Genomic DNA, 23,630 nt, shown 5'->3' with positions numbered 1-23,630 from the left:
TAAACAATCGTGAAAAATCTGATGGCTTCATCGCCTTTGTAAACAAAATTATTCAGATGAAAATATACGTTTTATCCCTATGGCGGAGCTATCTGTTGTTGCACTATAGAAACTTAATTATTATGAAATTAATCTTACTTCTTATCGTTGTCTTTTCGGTGCAGAGCTATGCGAATGCACTCGGGCAGACTGTTAATTTGAACCGGAAGGAAGCTTCGATGAAAGACGTTTTTCGACAGATTAAGAAGCAGACCGGATATACGATTATCTGCGATGCTGCTATTTTGAAAAAGTCGGGATTGGTTACGGTGAACCTTCAAAATGAGTCCCTCAAAAATGCGTTGAATGTCATCTTCAACGACCGAGGCTTGACCTATGTAGTGGACGGAAAGTCGATCGTAGTCCGTGAGGCAGAGAATAAGAGGGTATCTGTAGTAGCTTCCGGAGCTATGGAGCAACGTGGAGTGCGTGGTCAGGTTGTGGATAGTAACGGGGCTGCATTGGTTGGAATAAGTGTGTCGGTAAAAGGGAAAGCTATAGCTACGGCAACGGACGAAAGTGGTCAATTCGCTATCCAAGCACAAAGTGGCGATGTGTTGGTCTTTTCTTCCGTGGGTTATGCGGATAAAGAAGTGACGGTAAGTTCGGTAAGGATAGATGTGGTTTTGGAAAGTGAAGATTCGAGCTTGGATGAAGTGGTTGTAGTGGGATACGGTACACAGAAAAAAAGGTCGGTAACGGGCTCTGTAGCCTCTGTGAATTATGACGAATTCAAGGACCGTTCCTTTAGTAATGTAGTGCAATCCCTTAGTGGAACGGTTCCGGGGGTGAACATTACGCAATCGCAGGGAGCGCCCGGTGCTGCGCCTGTCGTACAGATCAGAGGGATCAGCTCCATCACGGCTGGTACCAATCCTTTGTTTGTAATAGATGGTGTGCCCTTGGAAGATTTTAATATGAACATGATCAACCCACAGGATATCCAGTCGGTAGAAATATTGAAAGATGCTTCTTCAGCATCGATATATGGATCTCGTGGTGCTAATGGCGTAATCATGATTACCACTAAATTAGGAAAGCCCGGCAAACCCATGGTTACGGCTGGTTTTGATTACGGCGTTCAGAAAGTAACCCGAATGGTGGACATGATGGATGCCCAAGAATGGATACGCTATTATGTTGCTGCAAAAAATAATGCATGGGTGGATCTGAATCCGGAGGTAAATAAGGCTAGCGATCCGAACAGTGCTAGGGGCGGCTCTACCTTGTATAAAATTCCGGAGGAATTTATTAACAGTCCGGAACAGTTTGGGAACGGAACCGATTGGCAGGACGTGATGTTCAAGACGGCACCTATGGCTAACGCACAACTATCGGTTTCGGGTGGTACGGATGCAACGCAATATCTGTTTTCAGCAGGCCTGCTTAATCAGGATGCGGTTTTAGATCAGAACTATTATCGTCGGCTGGGATTGCGATCTAATATTCGGCAAAAACTTTCTAACAAGGTATCCGTTGGCATGAATTTGAGCCTTACCGGTATACATGACCGAACCGAAGGTGTTAATGGAAAGAGCGATGTCATTAGTCTGGCATTACAAAGCGATCCGTTTTTCCCGTTGTATAACGAAAATGGCAATTTGGGTATTGTCGATCCTAATTCGATTTGGTATAGATATCCACAGCAATTTAATCCGGTAAACTTATGGCATCCTTATGCGACGACAAGATTTACCGATAAAAAGAATAAAGCTTACAATACGTTTGCATTGGGGTTCTTGGAATATGATATTATAGAAGGTTTGAAGTTTAAATCGAGCTTGAGTGCAAACCTGTCAAATAACGTGTATAATTTCTACAGAATGAAAAATCAAGGGTATGGGTTTAATCAGGATCTCGCTACTTCTTCGGCCACAGCTGATGCCGGTAACAAACTAAACTGGCTCTGGGAAAACACGGTTACCTACGATTTTTCGTTGGCTGACCATAACTTTAACGTATTGGCAGGCTATACCTCCCAAAAAGAACGCACGGAGTTTCAATCCGTAACAGCATCGAATTTCCCGAATGATCTCGTGCAGACTATTAATGCAGGTACGGTTACTGGTGGTACCTCTACAGCTAGTGAATGGGCGATCCAGAGTTACTTGGGAAGAGTAAATTATGATTTTATGAACAGGTATTTTCTGTCGGCCAGTATACGTCGGGATGGTAGCTCACGGTTTAGCAGAAACAACCAATGGGGTTATTTCCCATCGGTTTCTGCAGGTTGGGTAATATCCGACGAAAGCTTTATGAAAGGATTTGGCGGAGTAAATCTTTTAAAGTTAAAGGCCAGCTATGGGCAGGTCGGAAACAACCAGATTCCGAACTATGGAGCCATCAGTTTACTGGGGGCGGCAAACTACGTATCCAACGGCAATATTATTGCGGGTTTAAAACCCATCACATTGGATAATGCAGCTTTGCGCTGGGAAAAAACAAGCCAGCTAAATGTGGGGTTGGATGTTGCCGTATTACGAAATCGGCTTTCGGCTACGATCGAAGTTTATCGTTCTATCACGGAGGATATGTTATTAAATGTGCCAATACCGGATATTACAGGTTTTTCGAGCCAGTTAACCAATGTAGGCAAGATGCGTAACAGCGGTGTGGAGATACTCGTATCCTCAAAAAATGTACAGCGTAATTTTACGTGGGCAACTGATATTAACTTCAGCCTAAATCGAAACAAGGTGTTACAATTAGGCCCTGGAAATGCACCGATTTACTATACCGACAATGAAACAACGGTGCGTACGGCTGTCGGTTCATCAGTCTCTGATTATTTTGGGTATGTATTTGACGGGGTATACAATAATATCACCGAAATTCAGAATAGCCCGCATGAGGGTACAACGAGAACCGGTGACCCGATCATTGTCGATATCAACGGCGATGGACAGATTACCACCGATGACAGAACGGTAATTGGTAATAATCAGGCAAATTTTATCGGGGGTATCACGAATCGTTTTGGATATAAGGGAATAGAGCTGTCTGTTCTACTACAGGGGCGTTTAGGCGGTGAGATCGTTAATCAGAATTATCGGTTTCTGGGGTTCTGGAACAGCGGACGGAACCTGTTTGCTGGAGCTGCTAATTTTTGGGAATCTGAACAAAATCCGGGTGATGGCGTAAACCCAAGACCATCGGCTAACCGACGACCTTTTCAACAAGGGTTTTCGACGCTTTGGGTGGAGGATGCATCCTTTATTCGGGTGAAAAACATAACCCTTTCCTACAATATTCCACAGTCTGTTTTAAGAAAAACACCCTTTGATAATTTCCGGGTATTTGTAAATGCTGACAATGTGAAGCTATTCAGTAAATATAGAGGTTACGACCCTGAAAACACGACCTATAAGGCGACGAATTACAGTGCGGGTACATCTGCAGCGAATACGGGGGTGTCGACTTCTTCATTTCCTTCGGGATCGATGCTCGGCATAGATTATGGGTCTTATCCTTTACCGCTTGTGGTTACGTTGGGTTTGAAAACTTCATTTTAAGCGGATAGAATTTATAGATATTATCTAAACATTTTTAATAATGAAAAAGATTAATCATTTTAATAAAATTGTGCTGTCGCTGATTGTTGTGCTTTTGGCGGGCTGTGGAAAATCGTTTACGGATCTGACGCCGATTTCCAATGCGAATACCAATAATTTTTATAATAGCGAAGCGGACTTTGAATCTGCGATTACCGCGGCTATGAACACATTGTATAGCGTATACGCTCCTGAAGGACCGGTATCCTATACAGGTGAACTGATGAGCGATAACGCTACACTATATCTGATAGCGGGAGCCCAAGCTGATAAGTATGCTATTCGTGATTATACGATTCAGACAGCGAATACGATGGTGTATAGTTTCTGGAGGACATTCTATAGTGCTTTATTCAATGTTAATACGGTACTTGATAAGCTTCAGGAAGCTACTCAATTGGATGTGGAATATAAAAAGATAGCGGAAGCGGAAATGCGTTTTCTAAGGGGGGTGTACTATTTCTACATGGTAAGAATGTGGGGTGGTATGCCACTGGTAACCAAAGCTGTTTCGGCACAAGAGAGTTATGGTATTTTAAGATCCACGGAAACAGAGGTGTATGAACAAATAAAGACCGATCTGCAGTTTGCGATGGAAAACTTACCGCTTGCGACTAACGTAAAGTTGGTCGGCCGGCCGACCAAAGGAGCTGCACAGACAGCATTGGGAGAGGTGTATCTGACTCTAGGCGACAAAACTGCTGCAGCCGAAACATTATTAGAGGTATATAACAGCGGGCAATATGCCCTGCTCCCTACGTTTGCGGAGGTTTGGGGGCCGGATGCTAAGAATACAAAGGAGTCTGTTTTTGAAATTCAATATTCTTCGGCGAATGCTAGCACCGGCACGCATAGTCCGTTTTATCAATTCTTTTTTCCGAATATAAATTTATCGGGATTTTCGGGAGTAGGAATGAATCAGGTCACAGATGATCTATACAATGAATATGAAACGGGAGATCCAAGGCGAGATATTACGGTTGCGCAAGGATATCAAAGTGGGGCAACCTTCGTTGAACAGAAGTTTTACCAGAAATGGATACATCCAGATGCGACCGTGAATGGTACAACGTTATTGGCGAATAATGACTTTATGGTGTATCGTTTTGCAGATGTATTATTGATGCTGACAGAAGCTACCGGAGACCCTCAATATATGAATGAAGTACGAGATCGGGCTGATTTACCCCTGTGGGGGACTACGGCGTACCCAACAGATAAATATGGAACACTTCCGCTGGCGCTCGAACACGAAGCACGTATGGAACTTGCGGGAGAATTTAAACGTTGGTTCTTACTGAAACGTCAGAATCGTGCCGTTTCGGTGCTGACAGCCAAAGGGAAGTCGGTTACCGAAGAAAAATTATTACTTCCCATTCCGGATATTGTACGTTTACAAAATAATCTGATTACACAGAACGATGGATATTAACATAAAAGCAGACAACAGCACGTTTGGTAAATTGTTTGTTTAATGGTGTTGTGTACTCCCGGGGCGTGAGCCTCGGGAGCTTTTTTTGGTCGAAGTGTTTAATAACTCATATTGACGATTTCATATACATCATCCGGTGTCAAGGATTGATATTCACCGATGCCCGTCAAGTTTCTGCTGATGAAAGTTTCCCTAATACGTGTGGCTGTTTCCTGATAATCTGTTACGTAATCGGAAAGCTTAGTGGCGATATCCAAACTGTGGAAAAAGTATTCCATTTGTGCAATGCCTGCCGCAGCTTTTTCTTCAACTGTACCTTCGGTAATCCCCCATACACGTTCTGCATATTGTGCCAACTTCTCGTTTTTTGTCTCGAAATTATAGCGGTAGTGGGATGGAGCGATAATTGCCAAGGTGCGTGCATGGTCGATGCCATAATAGGCCGTCAGTTCATGTCCCATCGCATGTATTGCCCAATCGGTAATTACTCCTTTCTGGAGGAGCCCGTTGAGGGCCATGGTACAGCACCACATAAAGTTTGCCGCAGCAGGGTAATCAAATTTCGCTGTCATCAGTTGGGGCGCTGTCTTCTGCAAACTGATCAGGATACTTTCCGCAAATCGCTCTTGTAGATCGGCGGCCGAAGGCACCGTCATATATTGCTCCAACACGTGTATATAGGCATCAACAATACCATTGGCGATTTGTTTTTTGGGGATTGATCGGACAACTTCCGGATCTAATATCGAAAACTGTGGAAATAGCCCCGGACCGCCCGCGCCTAGCTTTTGGTTTGTTTCTTTTCTGGATATTACATATCCTGAATTCATTTCGGAGCCGGTGGCCGGTAGCGTGAGGATAGTTCCGAAAGGCATACCCTGACCTTCTTCTGTGCGGATACGAAGTTGCAGGATATCCCAAGGATCACCTTCGTAAGTTACTGCGGCGGATAGAAATTTGACACCATCGATCACAGAGCCGCCACCTACAGCTAGCAGATAGCTTACTTTCTTTTCTTTAATAAGGGCCAACGCCTGTAGTAATATGTCATATTCCGGATTGGCAGGAACACCTCCAAATTCATAAACCGTATGGTTGCGCAGCGCCTCTTTAACCTGCTCGTAAATACCGTTTTTCTTGATGCTTCCGCTACCGTATACCATCAATACCGTGGCGTCCTGTGGGATTTCGAGGGCAACTTTAGGGATTTTGCCTTTACCGAAAAGTATTTTTGTAGGGTTCTTATATTCGAAATTGATCATTTTCTGTTGTAATTTTTCACTACTAAATTATATAACAAAATGCTCTCCCGTGTTGTTTTAATGTAAATTCCGAAACGTTAAATTTTTAATAGTGATTTTGTAGGCTGCTTCTTACAATTTCGGTGTTTTTTCATTTTTCGATTATTATAGTTTTAAAATCTGCTCCATTTTTTGACTTACTTTCTACATACCCCCCTTGCTAAAGAAAGTCTTTGTCAGTAATTTCGATTACAGCTAAAAAGCTCGCTAATAAAGCAAACAAAATAAAAGAGAGACGAAATGAAAATAGAAATTTGGAGTGATGTCATGTGTCCGTTTTGTTATATCGGAAAAAGAAATTTTGAAACGGCATTGGCGAAATTCCCCGAAAAAGAACATATTGAAGTTGTTTGGAAAAGCTTCCAATTAGATCCTACTATTCCGGAAGTGGCTAATGAAACCCATGAGGAGTATTTGGTAAAACGAAAGGGAATGAGCTTAGATCAGGTCAAGGGGATGCTGGAAAATGTAACCCAGTCTGCCAAACAGGTGGGCTTAGATTATCACCTTGACAAATCGATCATTGTCAATTCACAAAAAGCCCATCAATTGATCCAATTTGCCAAAACTAAAAACTTGGGCGATGAGGCAGAAGAGCGGTTATTCCGGGCCTTTTTTACGGAAGGCAAAAGTATTGCAGACATCGAAGCGCTGACTCAGTTAGGAACGGAAATTGGTTTGGATGAAACCGAATTGCAAGCGGCTTTTACAGACGACAAATATGCCTATTTAGTAAATCAGGATATCCAAGAAGCAAGGCAGATTGGCGTGCGCGGTGTGCCATTTTTTGTCGTCGACAGAAAATATGCCGTATCCGGAGCACAGCCAGCGGAGGCTTTTCTTCAAATGCTCGAAAAAGCCTTTCCCGAATGGCGTAAACTAAATCCGGAAAATCAATTGGAGATCACAAAAGGGCAAAGCTGTACGACAGACGGGAAATGTGAGTAATTTATATCGGGTGGTAAGAAATTAAAAACCGTAAATGCGCAGATTACTAATAAGAGCAACGGCGTTATTACGGTAATTTTCCGTAGATAGGAAAAAATGTTTGGGCACTTGTGGATCCAGGACAGTGGCATCCAGTACCTTGTGATCATCGATATAAACCTGCATTCGACTACCATCTACGGACACTGATACATGCATGATGGCGTTCGCATAATTGCTCAGCGGGAACTCTATCCTGCTTTGGTTGTTGTTATTGTTACTGGTGGTGTTAATCGTTTCGTAGTAATATTGCAAACTGGTGTATACATTTGTTTCGTTTGCCACGCCATAGATATATTTTCGTGTACTGTTGTTTTTGGAAAAGCCAAAATCTATCGATCGTAAATCCTTAGCTTCACTGGCGCGCGTTAAAAGATCAAACTCCAACGTAAATTTTTGGGGCAAATGGAGTAAGGTGTCTAGCTGGTAAGAAGCTTGGTCGGCCAATTTTAACCATTTTCCCGGAGCTCCATTAATTTCAACCACGGTGCCCGTACTATTAGTCTGCCAATATTTTGCCATATGACCTGGTGTGTCATAGTTCAGGCTATCTTCAAACAGGAGTACATTACCAGCTATAAAGGGCTCAGACTTTGTCAGAATGTCAAATGTTCCTGCGGTTTTAGGACCTGTCGTTCCCGGAATACCAGCATTCGGCTGTTGGTTTTTTTCTTCTGTTTTACCATTTAAAATACCATCAACCGACTTTTCAACTTTATCCTCCATTTTGCGCTGTATCTTCTTTAAAATCTGTGCATGGCCGTTGAGCGCCAAACCCAATATGGAAATTAAAATAACGATCCTTTTCATAAATTTTTCTTTAATGAACGATGATCATGAGGGGATGGCCTTCATGTTTCGATAACTAAATGTAGGGGTATTACGCTAAAAAAACGAGTAGGGAGGCTGGTGTTTGAGTATTTGCCCGTATATTTTGAGAATTCGAATTGACTTCGTTAGAGTTGGCCGAGATACGCGATTACATCCACACGACGGCTCTGTGCAACGGGAAGACTTTCTTTATTAGACATAATAAGTTGGTTTGTCTTTTTTTTAAAGGAAGTAATGTATACCTGATTTACGAGATAACTTTGATGTATACGTAGAAAACCGAAACCGCTTAGCTTATCATGATAATGTTTCAATGGTTGTGAAACCAGGAGTATGCGGCCATCGGTTAAATGGAAGTTACAATAATTGTTATCCGCAGAAAGGTATACGATTTCACCAAGCCGCACAATATGAATCGCTTTTTGGCTTTTGAGCACCAAACGCTGCTCCGCTTCCTCGCTATGGCTTAGGTTTCGTAGAGCCTGCTCCAGTTCGAGTTTTCGGAATTCATCGTTGATCGATTGCAGTACGCGGTCGATGGCCATATAAAGGTCTGCTGGAGAAAAAGGCTTAACCACAAAGTCTAATGCGTTGAAACGAAATGCTTTGGCTGCATAGGTCGAATAGGCGGTAATAAAGATAATCCGGAAAGGATACATTATTTCGCCGGAAATACGACTTAGCCAATCGAAAGAATTTCCATCTGGAAGGTTGATGTCCAGGATGCAAAAATCAACCTTTGTAGAAACAAGACAATGCGCTGCTTCCGCTATCTGGTAACAGGAAATAATCTTGACCTGCGGGTATGCACCGACAATAATGTCCTTCATCATGGTCATGGTGAAGTGATCATCTTCCAGAAGCAGACAGGTCATGTTTTGTTTCATCGTTAACTTTTTGAAATTTTTGTGAGATCAAATAGGAACTGTACGCGTGTACCGGGATAGGTCTCCATAGGACGTATTCTATCAATCATTACGCTTACGAAATTAGGATATTGTTTGTTGATTTCATTAATTCTTTTGCTAACTAATTGCGACCCCATGGATTTGTGTAGGTTATTGGAGTGGTCTGGAGAGCTCGTAGATATACCCCCGCCGTTGTCGGAGATATTGATCGTTAGTTTTTGACCTATTAAACGTATATCCACCATAATATGGGCATCAGTTTGCTCGGTAATACCGTGTTTAATGGCATTTTCGACAAAGGGTTGAAGAAGCATCGGTGGTAGCTGTACGAACGAAAGATCTATTTCGGGATCGACATCCACGTTATAGTGAAAAGGCTTATGCGAAGCCAGACGTTGTAGATAAAGGTAATTACGGAGTAATTCGATCTCTTCTTCTAGCGAAATCCAGTCGGTATCTGAATGCGTTAACGTCGATCGCATAAGACGTGCAAAGTTGCTTAGATACGCCATGGACGTCTCTTTGTCATTGTTGTAGAGGTAGTGCTGTACATGTTGTAGTGAATTGAATATAAAATGTGGATTCAACTGTGCACGCAACAATTGATTTCTTGTCTTGGAGTGGCTAAGTTCTCGTTTCACCCCTTCGTTTTTCAGATAAAGATACGTTGCTAAACAAATCAACAGGATAAGAAGTACGCTTCCAATAATAACCATCGCAAGCTGTTGCCGATTGGTTTTGTTTTCCAGCTGTAGGGATTGGATCTGCCGTGATTTTTCCGCACTTTCATAGGCTTCGGTTATCTCGGCGATTCGCTGCTCTAATTCGTGCTGCTGTATGGAGTCTTTGAGTTGATCATATTCCTCAAAATATTGTAAGGCCGCACGGTGATCGTTTTGCAATAAGGAAAGCTCTTTTAAGTTTTTGAGAATTTGTTGTCGTTGTATGCCTTGGGCGATAGGGAGTACACGTAAATAGGCTCTTTTACCTTCGTTCAACGCACCTGACTGCATGAGTGCGTATCCTAAGTTATTGTACGTTACGATGGATGGAGGTTGCTCCAATTTCTCTCTAATTTGGAGACTCTCCCTGCTATGCGTAATGGCCGCTTTCCAGTTTTTTGCTTTGATAAATAGATTGCTGAGATTGGTATGGATAATGGCCTGCATAGCTTCTTGATCCAACAATCGAGCTGTTTGTAACGACTCCTGTAGATAATGAAGCGCTTCTTCATCCCGGTCTGCGTCCATAAGCGTATTGGCTAGGTTGATTCTGATCTGCAGCTTCTTAACGGAGGTTTCCGTGGCCAAACTATCTGCTTGCTGGAGATAGTGTATCGCATCGGTGAAGTTTTTGATTTGTGCTTGTAGCACACCGATTCCCATGTATACATCTGTCAGAAAAGATGGTTGACTGGTGGATTTGGCCAGCTGCAATGCTTTTAAGTAAGATTGTAGTGAGCTATCCAGTTGCTGGTGCATATGCCACGCACGCGCTATGCCGAGATGGGCCCGCAGCTGTAGGGTATCCGGCAAATCGTCGGTTTCAATTTTTGATATGATTCCTTGATACAGTGATTTACTTTCTTCGGTTAAACCTTTCTTGAGCAATAGATCTGCGCTATCGATCAATGTTCCTATTTTGTGTTGTTGTCCGACGACGATCGACGTATACGTACATAGGAGCAATAAGAAACTTCCTAATTTTAGGAAAGATGAACGAGAGCTTTGAGTACGCATGTCTTACGAAAAAATAATTCAAAATGTATATAGTGTATCAACAAAAATAATAAGATTGTTGAGACTAAAAAAAGTCTACCTTTTTAGTAGTTTTTATAGAAGTATTTATATCTTTGTTCAATCGTTTTTCAATTGGCGTTGGCGACGAGTTTAATTTTTACTAATAAACAATTATCGTAATGAAAAAGTATGACTTTGATTCTTTAAACAGATTCCTTTCTAATCTTCCTCTTCACATCTTATTTCGAGGTTCCTGTCGAATGTGCCATTAATATCGAACTATTTTAAGCCAACAAAACGAAGAAATTAAAATTCATTCGTAGCGTTACTTATTTTATTAATTGTCAATTGGCGTTGGCACTTTTCGTTTTTTACTATTAATATATTTATACTAATGAAAAAAAATGCTGTACGACGGTACGCAGTCTACCTTCTATTGCTTTCTGTTAACTTCATCGCAACAAAAGCTTATTCCCAAGTAGACCCTAAACCCATTATTAATGCATCGTTGACGGGACAGGTCGTCGATGCTGTAACAAAAGCACCTATAGTAGGTGTGACAGTCCAATTGGATGCGGTAACGCACAGTGTACAAACCGACCGGGCGGGCGGGTTTGCTTTTGTAACTGGTCAAAAGTTGCCCGTTACGCTTATCTTGAGTTACCTGGGATACGAAACAAAAACGGTCATTGTCGAATCTTCACCAACTGTTATCGAATTAAACCCCTCTGCCAAAGACCTTGATGAAGTTATCGTGGTCGGATACGGTACGCAGAAAAAAAGAGATCTTACCGGTTCGGTAACTTCCTTGGAAACGGCAGATTTCAATAATGGCTTTCAACAATCAGTGGATCAACTGATTGCTGGTAGAGCGCCGGGCGTACAGGTGACACAGTCGAGCAGTGAACCGGGTGGGGGAGCGTCTATCCGTATACGCGGTGCGAATTCAATCAATGCGAGTAATGAACCGTTGTATGTTATAGATGGCTTGCCCATTAATAACACACCAATATCACCTAGTTCGGCGGTGGTAGGCGATCCTTCTCCCCGAAATCCCCTCAATTCATTAAACCCGAACGATATCAAATCGGTAGAAATATTGAAAGACGCATCGGCCACTGCTATCTATGGATCTAGGGCGGCAAACGGTGTGATCTTGATAACAACTAAAAATGGTGAGGGAAACAGATTTGCACTCGGCTATAACGTTTCTACGGGTATACAGTCTGTTGCAAATCGGATAGAAATGTTGAACGCGCAAGAGTATATGTCTTTTCTGAATGATATTAAATCTGATCTTGGCGAGACTCCCGAGTTTACGTAAGAGCAAATTCGACAAGTAGGAACGGGTACCAACTGGCAGAACGAGATCTATAGAAATGCGGCTTTGCAAGATCATCATGTTACCTTTTCGGGGGGTGTAGATAAATTGAATGTGCATGCGTCATTGAACTATGCCAATCAACAAGGTGTAGTATTGAATTCTGGATTAAAGAAATATATCGGCAGAGCGAATCTGAATTATCAATCGGATAGGATTAGGTTTGGGATTAACTTAAACGGTAGTTCCATTGATGACCAATATGCGCCGAGTGGAGTAAGTATCAATGAAAGTGCCGGTATTATCTATTCAGCTTTGTTTCAGGATCCTACATTGCCGATTTTTCAGGAAGATGGATCGTACGGTGTAACGCGTATCGTCAATCTGGAAAATCCATATGCATTAAGTCAGGAGATAAGGGATGACGGAAAAACAAACCGGACGTTTGGAAATGTGTATACCGAATATGCGATTCTTCCCGAGCTTTCCGTACGTGCCAATGTAGGCTTCGATCGCCAGAATGCTAGACGGGATAGTTATATCAGTAGACTGTTAAAGCGAGGTGAGGGAACGAAAGGAATGGCGAATATAAGATCTAATGAAGCACTAAATAATCTATTGGAACTGACAGCAACCTATAAAAAGCAAGCCGGTGCGCATGGAATAGAGGCTTTATTGGGTTATACTTTTCAAGAATTTGAATTCCGCGGACTTTCGGCCAATGCGCAAGGGTTTCCTTTGGATGCGCTATACACCGATAATATAGGCGCGGGATTGCAACCTACTTACGGCGTGGGTAGCGAACGGACGCGCAATCAGTTGCAATCGTATCTGGGGCGTGTGAACTATAATCTATTGCAAAAATACCTGTTGACATTTACGTTCCGGGCAGATGGTTCTTCCCGGTTTGGTGAGTCGAGTAAGTTTGGCTTTTTCCCCTCCGCAGCGATTGGCTGGCACTTAAAGGATGAGGCTTTTTTGAAAGATGTTTCTTTTCTGTCGGATCTAAAAATCCGTACCAGTTATGGGCTTACAGGAAATCAGGAAATCGGGAATTATAACTCGTTAGTGTTGTTCGGCCCTTCTGGCGAGGCCGTATTGGGCGGGGCGTCAAAGGTAGGTGTATCGGCCGTCCAACTACCTAATCCGAATCTAAAATGGGAAACAACAAGGCAATTTGATATCGGTGTTGATTTTGGATTCTTAGACCATCGCATAACAGGTAGTGTCGATTTTTTTCATAAGAACACCCAAGATTTATTGTTGCTATTACCTGTACCTAGAACGACGGGTTTTAATACAACACTTAGGAACGTAGGAGGTGTGAAAAATTATGGCTTTGAATTCGGTTTGAACACGCTGAACATCGATCGAGAATTTAAATGGAAATCGAATATAAACTTTTCTACAATTAGAAATGAAGTGACCGATCTGGGCGGGTTGCCATTTATATTGGCAGGATCGGCTGGATTTATCAACGATTTTACGATTATACAGGAGGGACAGCCATTGAATGCGTATTATGGATATCAGATAGCGGGTGTGTTCCAGTTGGATGATGATATAGAGAACTCCGCTCAACCCCTATCACGACCGGGCGAATACCGATATAAAGATGTAGATGGTAATGGACGGATAGATGCTAACGACCGTACTATTTTAGGTTCTCCCTTTCCAGATTTCACGTATGGTGTAAACAATGATTTTAGTTATAAATCGTTTGGGCTGTCATTTTTTGTGCAAGGGGTTTCTGGAAGTTCGTTGTTCTATATGAACCGTGCGGATTCGGAAAACCCGATCTCTTTTCGCAGAAACAGATTGCGCGACGCTTACTTGGATCGTTGGACACCTGAGAATCCCACAAATACGAACTCTTCTTCCGTGCCGGTTGCTGTTTCGTACGCGAGCAACGTCAATAGCCGGGCGGTCGAAAATGCATCGTATATACGGTTAAAAAATGTACAGTTGCGCTATCAGTTACCGTTAAAGAACAATGCGTTTTTTGACGCGTTGAGTTTTCATTTTACGGCACAGAACCTGTTTACAATCACGAATTATTCGGGCTCGGATCCGGAAGTTAGTGCATTTGGAACCTCAAACGTAAGTGCAGATTTTAACGCCTATCCTTTGACAAGGTCTTATATTTTCGGTATCAATGCCAACCTTAAAACGGGTAGATAGAGACATTAAGGTGTATAAAAATAATTAGATGAAAATAAAAATGAAAAATAGTATTGGGTTATTAATAGTTTTCTTGTTGTTATCTTGTCAGCATGCACTGGACGAAACGGTTTACTCGTCTTTTGGTCCTGATAACTTTTTTAACAGCCAAGAAGATGCCGAGTCTCTGCTGCTGGCGGCATACGCAGCTGAACAGAAGCAAGGTACGGATGGCTTTCGAAATATTTTGGTCATGGCCGAAGTGAATACGGATTTACTTATTATACGCGAGGGCGGATTAAGAGGGCTCGCACAACCGTTGGAGGATTTCACTTGGAATCCTGCGCATGAGTTTTTTGCGACGGCTTGGTCAAAGTATTACAATGCCATTTATAAAGCAAACTTAGTGATAGATCATGTTCCAAATATAGACTTCGATGAAAATAGGAAAAACCAGATCATCGCTGAAGCGCGGTTTTTAAGAGCAAGCAACTATATTTATTTGTACGATTTATTTGGATCGGTTCCATTGATTACGAGTAGCGAGGTAGCTGCTGACGACAGACCTTCTAGAGCTGAAAAAGAAGAATTTGTTCGGTTCGTGGAAGATGAACTATTGGAAGTGAGTGCCATTCTACCTGTTGAACAAGCAGAATATGGACGGGCGACAAAAGGTGCCGCATGGGCATTTTTGACCAAATTTCACCTAAACAATAAAAAATGGGATAAAGTAGTCGAACGGGCAAATGAGCTCATTGGTTTGGGCGTGTATGATCTATTTGATGGTCAAAAACGAACAGATTTATTCTTGATTGAAAACGAAGAGAACAAGGAATTTATTTATGTAAGGCCGCATATTGCGCAACCGGGTTTGGGCACAAATTATTTGCCCCATGCAGCGCCTCCAAATTATAAATATAAAGGTGCCGCAAAAACAAATTATGCGACACAGTTGAAAACGCTTTCGTCGTTTTTGGATTCTTTTCATCTGCAGGATGAAAGAAAGGAGGTGATCATCACTTCATACGAAGATTTGAATGGGAACATAATTTCGTTGGGTAAAGACGATGCACGGAGCTTTAAATTTCAAGAAGATTTGCCGGCGACGGGGGCTGACTTAGGCAATGATTTCCCCGTTGTACGCTATGCGGACATCTTACTATCAAAGGCGGAGGCGCTCAACGAGTTAAACGGACCTAACCAGGAATCAATAGATTTAATCAATCAGGTGCGGGAGAAAGCAAATGTTCCACCGTTATCCTTATCTTCTTTTGGAGATAAGGCTGCTTTACGAGACCATATCCTAAAAGAACGAAGTTGGGAGTTTTTTACGGAGGAGTTGCGTAGACAGGATCTGATCAGACATGGCCGTTTTATTGAATATGCAAAAGCAAGGGGAAAGGTGGCGTTTGATTATCAAATACGATATCCGATCCCACAAAGTGAGATAGATAGAAATCCAAATCTTGTACAAAATGATGGATATTAAATTTTTGCTTTTTACCATGCTGTTTGTACATGGGGTGTGTAATGCCGCGACAGTCTATGAAAAGGACGATGCTAAACCAAACATCATCATATTCCTTGTAGATGATCTGGGATGGCAGGATATTTCGGCTTTCCCCAATTTTTTAAAATTGGTACAAAGCGGTGTCCAGTTCTCCGAGGCGTATGCAACCCCGCTCTGTACACCAACACGCGTAAGCCTCATTACAGGTACAAATGCGGCAAGGCACCGCGTAACCAACTGGACACATCCGGATAAGGATAGAAGCACCGATTACCCGGATACGATATTCCAGCATGTAGACTGGAATATAAACGGTCTGGGAATAGACAAAAACGAAGACAATACCTTTTTGGCAACGCCTTTACCGCTTTTGCTTAAAGAAAATGGCTATAGAACTATTTTAGCCGGAAAGGCTCATTTTGGAAGTAAAGGCATTGCGGCAGCAGACCCTAAAAACATTGGTTTCGATGTTAATATTGCTGGTAGTGAAATTGGACATCCTGCTTCGTATTTTGGATCGGAAAATTTTGATCGATCTCGAAACGGTTTTCACGATCGTAATGCGGTCCGGGGACTTAAACAATTTCACGGACAAGATATTTTTCTGACAGAAGCACTTACTCAATCGGCTCTGGCGGCGCTAGGAGATGCTGAAAGGCAGTCGCAGCCGTTTTTTCTATACCTAAGCCACTATGCCGTACATACGCCGATAATGGCTGACCCACGGTATGTTAATGCGTTTTATGGAACGTCGGTGGATAGTGTCGAAGCGGCTTATCAATCATTGGTAAAAGGAGTAGATAAGAGTTTAGGGGATGTCCTTGATTATCTAGCGAAGAATAACTTGTCGGAAAATACCGTATTCTTTTTCTTGTCTGATAACGGCGGGTTATCGCGTGTTCCGCCGAGAGGAGGAATATCCGATACGCATAATACACCGCTGCGATCGGGTAAAGGATCGGTGTATGAAGGTGGGATTCGCATTCCGCTCGTGGTGAAATGGCCAAAGGTGATTCAACCACAGTCTGTTTCCGAAAATCCTATAATCGTGGAGGATTTGTTTTCTACTATTCGTGCGATTGCCGGTATAGAAAATAGGAAGGTGGTGCAGACGGTAGACGGCATTAATCTTCTACCATATCTTCAAGATGCTGATCTGATTGATTCTACCCGAGCGTTGGTATGGCATCATCCTAATCGATGGATCAAGGAAGATTTTTCGTCTTCTTCGTGGGCCAGCGCCTTAAGAATCGGGGATTGGAAGCTTATCTATGATTATACGAAACAAACACTGGAATTGTATAATCTAGATCATGATATAGGGGAGAAGCATAATTTGACGGATATATACCCTGAAAAAACAAAAGAACTGGCAGGGCTACTGACACAAAAGCTCAAAGAAAGAGAAGCACAGTTGCCACGCTTTAAAGGAACGGAGAGATTCGTTCCCTGGCCTAATGAAATAGTAAACGACGTAAAATAAATGATTATGAACAGAAAAATATATAGTTACGTGCTCGCTGGATTATTATCTGGTGTGACATTCAATACGTTCGGACAACAGCTGGATTCGGTTAAACGTAAACGGCCAAATATCGTATTCATCTTTTCGGATGATCATGCATATCAGGCAATCAGCGCGTATGGAAGTACACTGGCACAAACACCAAATATTGACCGGATCGCAAAGGAAGGGGTGATCCTTAAAAACCAACTGGTGACAAACAGTATCTGTGGACCTAGTCGGGCAACTTTATTAACCGGGAAGTACAGTCATAAGAATGGCTTTAAGACAAATGAAAACCCTAATTTTGATCTTAACCAGACAATTTTTACAAAGGAGTTGCAAAAAGCCGGCTATAATACGGCTTGGGTCGGCAAGTGGCATTTGGGAACACTCCCTACCGAAGCGTTGAATTATTTTAATATACTGCCCGGACAAGGCCATTACTATAATCCAGATTTTATTCATAACAACGGTGATACGGTGAGACACGAAGGTTATGTGACCGATATCATCACGTCTTTTGCTAAGGATTTTATCGAGCAGCAAGATGCTGATAAACCTTTCTTTCTGGTGGTAGGACATAAGGCTACGCATCGGGAATGGATGCCTGACATCCAAGATCTAGGGGCTTTTGATAGTGTAGATTTTCCTATTCCTGAGACGTTTTACGACGATTATGAAGGCAGGGAAGCTGCTAAGGATCAGGATATGACTATCGATAAAACGATGGTGCTAAGACAGGATTTGAAAGTGGGACAGGTGTTCAACCCAAACAAAGAGCAGGCGCAGGAATTAAAGCAACAGCTCATTGAAAAGTGGTTTGGAGGTAAGGAACTTACCGCCAGCCAAAGTAAAGCATTGGATGCCCATGTGAGAGGTCGCTACACGCCTGCGCAAGAGAAGGCATTGTCGGACTACTACGGTAAAATATCGAAAGAATTTGCCGAAAAGAAATTGGAGGGAAAGGAATTAGTAGAATGGAAGTATCAGCGCTATCTGAAAGATTATCTTTCTACGGCAAAATCTTTGGACCGAAATATAGGGGAATTATTGGACTATTTGGATGAAAGTGGTCTGGCAGAGAATACGGTCGTAATATATGCCTCAGATCAGGGGTTTTATTTGGGAGAGCACGGTTGGTTTGACAAACGGTTTATTTACGAGGAATCGTTAAAGACACCATTTGTGCTCCGCTATCCGGGGATCGTAAAACCGGGTTTGAATCTTCAAAATCTTATTCTAAATATTGATTGGGCACCCACCGTGTTGGAATTGGCGGGTGCAGCTATTCCAAACGATATTCAAGGGGACTCATTTTTACCGTTATTGGTAAATGATCAAGATAGTGTACAATGGAGGGACGCTGGATATTACCACTATTATGAATTCCCACAGCCTCATCGTGTTCATCCACATTTTGGTATCCGTACTGAACGATATAAACTGGTTCGGTTTTATGGTGAATTGAATAATTGGGAGCTTTTTGATCTCCAGAAGGATCCGAACGAATTATCGAATGTTATTGATCACCCGGATTACGGTTCTGTACAGGAATCTTTGCAGGGCAGACTTCAGGAGTTGATCCTAAAATATGAAGATAAAGAAGCGGAACAGGTTCTTCGAACTGCTGGTGAGATTTATTAAGTATTAATACCAAGTAGGCTAATACGTTTTGTTAGCCTACTTGGTGTGAAATAACTTACTGCCATCCGCCACCTAAGGAACGATATAGATTCACTTTAGCCATATATTGGTCACGTTGGGCTTCAATGAGCTCCATCTTCGTTTCTAAAATATCACGTTGTGTCATCAAAACCTCCAGGTATTCTGCATGCGCAGCATTGAATAAGTCGTTCGCAATTTCAATGGATTTGTTAAGGACATCTACCTGCTTGGCTTTATACCCAATGCTTTGGGAAATGTTCTGGTAGTTGGCCAATTGATTGGCAACTTCTACATAAGCATTCAGCAAAGACTGTTCATAACTGTATACCGCTTGAACCTGTTTCGCATTGGCGTTCTTATAGTCGGCCTGTATCGCTTTTTTGTTGATTAACGGCGCCATTAAATCCCCAGACAGCGAGTAGATCAATGATTGCGGCGTTTTCAGTAGATATGTTGGATTGAAAGCTTGATAACCTAGATTGGCCGATATACCGACCGATGGGTAAAACCGAGCTTTGGCAACCTTGATATCCAGATCTGCGGCGGCTATTTCGAGTTCCGCCTGCCGGATGTCGGCGCGGTTGTTTAATAACGCTGCTGGTAATCCTGTTGCAAACGACATGAGACTGCTATTAACGGCGTAGTCTGACTCGGGTCGGAGGATGTGTTGAGGATATCGGCCAGCGAGATAGTTTATCTTGTTTTCCGTTTCTACGATCTGTTGCTGTACGGCAAACTGCAGACTTTGGGTTCGCAGCAACTCGGCTTCGAACTTTTTTACCGCCAGTTCTGTGACGCGTGTTGCTGCTTTCTGGACTTTCGCTATTTCCAGTGCCTGCGATTGCAATTGGATGTTTTGCTGAATCATCCTGTTCTGTTCGTCAAGAGCCAGCAATTCGTAATAAGAACGAGCAATCTCGGCGACGAGGTTGGTGACCATGAAGTTTTTACCTTCGATCGAAGATAAATAACGGAGTTGTGCAGACTTGGTCGCGTTACGCAGTTTTTTCCAGATGTCAATCTCCCAGTTGGCGACAAGCGCAAAGCCTACGTCCGGCATCGGTTCGGGATTTTCTTTCCCGTGCCGGATTTCAACTTGTCTTTCCATCGCACCCAAGGGTGTATTCTCGCTGCGCTTTTCTATTCCGCCCTCTGCTTTTATACCTACCGACGGAAGATATTCTCCATGACGTGCCATCACTTCATTGGCCGTTATCTCGATTTCTTGCATCGTGATAAGGAGTTCCTGATTGTGTTGAAGTGCGCTGTCAATAATGGCTGCTAAATATGGGTCGTGGAAGTAGTCTTTCCAGTCAATTTGTGCTATATTGGTTCTGCTGTCGCGTATGGATTGATTGTCGTATTGTGTAGGCAGTTCTTTATGTACTTCCTGTTTTGCTATCTTCGGGACACCGCAGGCACCAAATAGGGTTGATAGTAGGAGGATACTGCTGTAAGATATATATTTTCTCTTCATCTTTTTTCTGATAAGTTTGCTGGATGTTAATTCTCTATGCGTTCGGACAAAGGCATTTTTTCTTCGTATTTGATGAGCTTGCGTTTATTGGCGATGCTACCAAACAGAAAGTAGAGACCGGGGACGACAATAACCCCAAAGATGGTTCCCAACAGCATGCCTCCGGCGGAGGCAGCACCGATGGTTTTGTTTCCGATAGCGCCCGGTCCATGCGCAAACAGCATGGGCAACATACCGGCAACAAATGCGAAAGAAGTCATCAAAATCGGCCGGAAACGTGCTTTAGCACCGTGGATCGCTGCTTTATAGGTGGATAGCCCTTCGGCATTTTTCTGCATGGCAAATTCGACAATAAGGACGGCGTTTTTGCCCAGGAGCCCAACGAGCATAACGAGCCCTACTTGTGCATATACATCGTTCGATAGCCCCATCAGTTTTAACAATAAGAATGTTCCGAAAATACCTGCGGGTAACGACAGGATCACCGCGAAGGGAATGATAAAACTTTCATATTGTGCAGCGAGTACGAGATAAACGAATACTAAAACGATACCAAAAATATACAATGCTTCGTTGCCTCGTGCAGCTTCGTCTTTTGTTAGTCCTTCCCAACCGATGTCGTAACCTCTTGGAAGCGTCTGTGCGGCTACTTCCTGAATAGCTTTAATGGCTTCGCCTGTGCTATAGCCTGCTGCCGGTTCGCCTTTTATGGACGCGGATGGATACATGTTGTATCGTGTAATTTCATTTAGTCCGTGGGTCTTCTTCATTTTCATGAAAGCCGCATAAGGCACCATCTCGTCGCGGTTGTTTTTGACATAAAGTTTCATGATATCTTCCGGGAGGGCGCGGTGTTCGGGCGCGGCTTGTACATAGACTTTGTAAAAGGTGCCGAAGCGGATAAATCCTTGTTCGTAGGTACTGCCAATCAATATCGACAGGTTATTCATAGCCGTCTCAATATTAATGCCTTTCTGCATAGCGGCTTCATTGTCGATTTCCAATTCGTATTGTGGATAATTAGCACTAAAGAAGGTGAATAATCCTGTTAATTCTTTCCGTTCACCAAGGGCTTTCATAAAGTCATCGTTGACCTGTTCGAGTGCTTTATAATCATCTGAATTGGTCTTATCGAGTAAGCGCATGGAAAAACCACCCGCGGCGCCATATCCTGGTACGGCCGGTGGACCAAAAAATTCGATCGTTGCTCCGGCGATATCTTTGGTTTCTTCTTCCAGTTCTTCGATGATTTCTGCTGTGGTATGTTTGCGTTCGGACCAGTCTTTTAATGCGATCAGACAGGTTCCGGCATTGGAACCACGGCCTTCTGTCAGCACTTCATATCCAGCCAATGCCGTCACAGAAGATACATCTTCCATATGTTCAGCAACATGCTGTAGCTGGGTGGTCATGTCGTTCGTTCGCTCTAAAGTGGAGCCTGGTGGCGTCTGCACAATCGCATAAATCATACCTTGATCTTCATTCGGAATAAAACCGGAAGGTAGGGTACTGCTGATTCCGACGATTGCTACAGCGAATATGGCGAATAATAGAAATGTAATGAGCCTGCGGTTAACCAGTCGTTTCATTAATACAGCATATCGGGTCGTCGTACGCTCGAAACGTTTGTTGAAACCATCTAGCATCTTATCCATGATGCTTTTCTTCTTCTTTTTGCCCTGTTGGCCTTTTAACAGCATGGCACACAAAACAGGTGTCAATGTTAAGGCGACAAAACCGGAGATCACGATCGAGCTGGCCATGGTAATCGAAAATTGCCGGAAAAATACACCTACCGGTCCGGTCATAAAAGCTACGGGGATAAACACCGCGGTCATCATCAAGGTGATGGCGATGATAGCGCCGCTGATTTCTTTGACGACCTCGAGCGTTGCGGGATAGGCATGCATATGCTTGTCGTGCATCTTGGTATGTACCGCCTCCACCACGACAATGGCGTTATCCACTACGATACCGATAGCTAAAACCAAAGCGAACAACGTGATCAAATTGATCGTCAGTCCGAAGGCCTGCATACAGAAGAACGCCCCGATTAAGGATACCGGAACGGCAATGATGGGAATTAAGGTAGACCGCCAGTCGCCTAAGAAGATAAACACCACCAAAGCCACCAGTATAAAGGCCTCGATAAGGGTATGAACGACTTTATCCATCGATGCATTCAAGAAGTTGGATACATCATAGGTGATTTTGTAGTCCATACCGGGAGGAAATGAAGACGCTTTAATCTCTTCAAGCTTGTTTTTTACCTCTTTTATAACGTCGTTAGCATTACTGCCGTAGCTCTGTTTGAGCGTGATAGAAGCTGAAGGGAGGCCGTCTAGATTAGAGTAAATATCATAGAATTCACTTCCAAGTTCTACGGTGGCAATATCTTTCAATTTGAGGCTTTCACCGTCCGGGTTCGACCGGATAATGATGTTGTCATATTGCTCAGGCTTATTATACCGCCCCTCGTAGGTTAAAACATATTCTAAAGACTGTGTTTTTTTACCGGTACTTTGCCCTAAGCGCCCTGGTGTTCCGATGATGCTCTGCTGGGCCATGGCTTCCATGACTTCTTCTGTCGAGACATTGTACGCACGCATGCGGTCGGTATTGAGCCAAACGCGCATGGCATAGGTACGGCTCCCCAATATTTTTGCACTCCCGACACCATCCAACCGGCTTATTTCATTGATGATATTGACGTTCGCAAAGTTGTATAGAAACTTTTGGTCGGCATGTTTATCTTTACTGAATACGTTGACATACATCAGCATATTGGGAGAGGTATAGCTAACAACTAAGCCTTCGCGCTGTACGAGTTCCGGTAGGTTGTTGGTGACTTGTTCGATACGCGTTTTCACGTTCACCATAGCTAAGCTAGGATCTGTACCGAGGTTAAAATAAACCATGATAGCGGCCTCTCCGGCACTGGTCGCGTCGGAGGTCATATATTTCATGCCTGGAGTACCGTTAATAGCTTTTTCCATCGGAATCAACACCGATTCGGTAAGGACATTTGCACTCGCTCCGGGGTATGCAATATTCACGACGACCACCGGCGGAGCAATGTCCGGAAATTGGGAGATGGGTAAGAAATTGATCGCCAATAGTCCCATGAGTACGATAAAGATGGACATGACGATTGCCAATACGGGGCGTTTTATGAAGTTCTCAAACATATGCTATGTTTTTA

Annotated in this window: 14 protein-coding genes; 8 read left to right on the top strand and 6 right to left on the bottom strand. The window is 43.0% G+C overall.

Going from position 1 to position 23,630, the window contains the following annotated elements; genetic code table 11:
* Window positions 1-122: 122 nt before the first annotated feature.
* Together H8B06_RS12810 and H8B06_RS12805 are read left to right on the top strand one after the other, a co-directional pair.
* A complete protein-coding gene (locus H8B06_RS12810) occupies window positions 123-3,551 on the top strand; it encodes a TonB-dependent receptor (RefSeq protein ID WP_223857655.1) in 3,429 nt (1,142 codons plus the stop codon).
* 40 nt (window positions 3,552-3,591) lie between these two features.
* A complete protein-coding gene (locus H8B06_RS12805; RefSeq protein WP_190994664.1) occupies window positions 3,592-5,022 on the top strand; it encodes a RagB/SusD family nutrient uptake outer membrane protein in 1,431 nt (476 codons plus the stop codon).
* A 98-nt stretch (window positions 5,023-5,120) separates the two neighbouring features.
* On the opposite strand, the gene H8B06_RS12800 is transcribed toward H8B06_RS12805, so the two are convergent.
* Entirely contained in the window at window positions 5,121-6,284 is a 1,164-nt protein-coding gene (locus H8B06_RS12800; protein ID WP_190994663.1) for an iron-containing alcohol dehydrogenase, read from the bottom strand.
* Between the two features lie 279 nt (window positions 6,285-6,563).
* On the opposite strand from H8B06_RS12800, the gene H8B06_RS12795 reads away from it, so the two are divergent.
* On the top strand, window positions 6,564-7,271 hold the full coding sequence (locus H8B06_RS12795; RefSeq protein ID WP_190994662.1) for a DsbA family oxidoreductase: 708 nt from the start codon (window positions 6,564-6,566) through the stop codon (window positions 7,269-7,271).
* A 21-nt stretch (window positions 7,272-7,292) separates the two neighbouring features.
* Here the strand turns inward: H8B06_RS12795 and H8B06_RS12790 are convergent, their stop codons facing one another.
* The 3 genes from H8B06_RS12790 to H8B06_RS12780 form a co-directional block, all read right to left on the bottom strand.
* Window positions 7,293-8,120, bottom strand: a complete 828-nt coding sequence (locus H8B06_RS12790; protein ID WP_190994661.1) for a hypothetical protein — start codon at window positions 8,118-8,120, stop codon at window positions 7,293-7,295.
* A gap of 146 nt (window positions 8,121-8,266) precedes the next feature.
* Complete coding sequence (locus tag H8B06_RS12785; RefSeq protein ID WP_190994660.1) at window positions 8,267-9,028, bottom strand: LytR/AlgR family response regulator transcription factor; 762 nt, start codon at window positions 9,026-9,028, stop codon at window positions 8,267-8,269.
* Window positions 9,029-9,030: 2 nt separating this feature from the next.
* Window positions 9,031-10,788: a tetratricopeptide repeat-containing sensor histidine kinase gene (locus H8B06_RS12780; protein WP_190994659.1), complete on the bottom strand. Its 1,758-nt coding sequence runs from the start codon at window positions 10,786-10,788 to the stop codon at window positions 9,031-9,033.
* 394 nt (window positions 10,789-11,182) lie between these two features.
* Here H8B06_RS12780 and H8B06_RS12775 point away from each other — a divergent pair, with 394 nt between their 5' ends.
* The 5 genes from H8B06_RS12775 to H8B06_RS12755 are packed head-to-tail and all read left to right on the top strand — an operon-like array spanning window position 11,183 to window position 18,930.
* Window positions 11,183-12,112, top strand: a complete 930-nt coding sequence (locus H8B06_RS12775; RefSeq protein WP_190994658.1) for a TonB-dependent receptor plug domain-containing protein — start codon at window positions 11,183-11,185, stop codon at window positions 12,110-12,112.
* Between the two features lie 6 nt (window positions 12,113-12,118).
* Complete coding sequence (locus H8B06_RS12770) at window positions 12,119-14,290, top strand: SusC/RagA family TonB-linked outer membrane protein (RefSeq protein ID WP_317170904.1); 2,172 nt, start codon at window positions 12,119-12,121, stop codon at window positions 14,288-14,290.
* A 40-nt stretch (window positions 14,291-14,330) separates the two neighbouring features.
* Window positions 14,331-15,758, top strand: coding sequence for a RagB/SusD family nutrient uptake outer membrane protein (locus tag H8B06_RS12765; RefSeq protein WP_190994656.1), 1,428 nt, complete (start codon window positions 14,331-14,333; stop codon window positions 15,756-15,758).
* The gene (locus H8B06_RS12760) at window positions 15,745-17,262 is read left to right on the top strand and encodes a sulfatase (protein ID WP_190994655.1); all 1,518 of its coding nucleotides are present in this window, start codon (window positions 15,745-15,747) and stop codon (window positions 17,260-17,262) included. Before H8B06_RS12765 ends, H8B06_RS12760 begins: the two co-directional genes overlap by 14 nt.
* 6 nt (window positions 17,263-17,268) lie before the next feature.
* Complete coding sequence (locus tag H8B06_RS12755) at window positions 17,269-18,930, top strand: sulfatase family protein (protein ID WP_190994654.1); 1,662 nt, start codon at window positions 17,269-17,271, stop codon at window positions 18,928-18,930.
* A gap of 55 nt (window positions 18,931-18,985) precedes the next feature.
* Here the strand turns inward: H8B06_RS12755 and H8B06_RS12750 are convergent, their stop codons facing one another.
* A complete protein-coding gene (locus H8B06_RS12750; protein WP_190994653.1) occupies window positions 18,986-20,428 on the bottom strand; it encodes a TolC family protein in 1,443 nt (480 codons plus the stop codon).
* Window positions 20,429-20,454: 26 nt separating this feature from the next.
* On the bottom strand, window positions 20,455-23,616 hold the full coding sequence (locus H8B06_RS12745; protein ID WP_190994652.1) for an efflux RND transporter permease subunit: 3,162 nt from the start codon (window positions 23,614-23,616) through the stop codon (window positions 20,455-20,457).
* Window positions 23,617-23,630: the final 14 nt, after the last annotated feature.

The organism is Sphingobacterium micropteri (genome assembly GCF_014692515.1).
GTDB lineage: Bacteria > Bacteroidota > Bacteroidia > Sphingobacteriales > Sphingobacteriaceae > Sphingobacterium > Sphingobacterium micropteri.
Note: the sequence above shows the minus strand (reverse complement) of the source record. Positions and strands in the feature narration are given on the sequence as shown.

Bases quoted from the DNA above. Each gene is read 5' to 3' on its own strand.
- H8B06_RS12810 (WP_223857655.1), top strand. From the start codon at position 123: ATGAAATTAATCTTACTTCTTATCGTTGTCTTTTCGGTGCAGAGCTAT.
- H8B06_RS12805 (WP_190994664.1), top strand. From the start codon at position 3,592: ATGAAAAAGATTAATCATTTTAATAAAATTGTGCTGTCGCTGATTGTT.
- H8B06_RS12800 (WP_190994663.1), bottom strand. From the start codon at position 6,284: ATGATCAATTTCGAATATAAGAACCCTACAAAAATACTTTTCGGTAAA.
- H8B06_RS12795 (WP_190994662.1), top strand. From the start codon at position 6,564: ATGAAAATAGAAATTTGGAGTGATGTCATGTGTCCGTTTTGTTATATC.
- H8B06_RS12790 (WP_190994661.1), bottom strand. From the start codon at position 8,120: ATGAAAAGGATCGTTATTTTAATTTCCATATTGGGTTTGGCGCTCAAC.
- H8B06_RS12785 (WP_190994660.1), bottom strand. From the start codon at position 9,028: ATGAAACAAAACATGACCTGTCTGCTTCTGGAAGATGATCACTTCACC.
- H8B06_RS12780 (WP_190994659.1), bottom strand. From the start codon at position 10,788: ATGCGTACTCAAAGCTCTCGTTCATCTTTCCTAAAATTAGGAAGTTTC.
- H8B06_RS12775 (WP_190994658.1), top strand. From the start codon at position 11,183: ATGAAAAAAAATGCTGTACGACGGTACGCAGTCTACCTTCTATTGCTT.
- H8B06_RS12765 (WP_190994656.1), top strand. From the start codon at position 14,331: ATGAAAAATAGTATTGGGTTATTAATAGTTTTCTTGTTGTTATCTTGT.
- H8B06_RS12760 (WP_190994655.1), top strand. From the start codon at position 15,745: ATGATGGATATTAAATTTTTGCTTTTTACCATGCTGTTTGTACATGGG.
- H8B06_RS12755 (WP_190994654.1), top strand. From the start codon at position 17,269: ATGAACAGAAAAATATATAGTTACGTGCTCGCTGGATTATTATCTGGT.
- H8B06_RS12750 (WP_190994653.1), bottom strand. From the start codon at position 20,428: ATGAAGAGAAAATATATATCTTACAGCAGTATCCTCCTACTATCAACC.
- H8B06_RS12745 (WP_190994652.1), bottom strand. From the start codon at position 23,616: ATGTTTGAGAACTTCATAAAACGCCCCGTATTGGCAATCGTCATGTCC.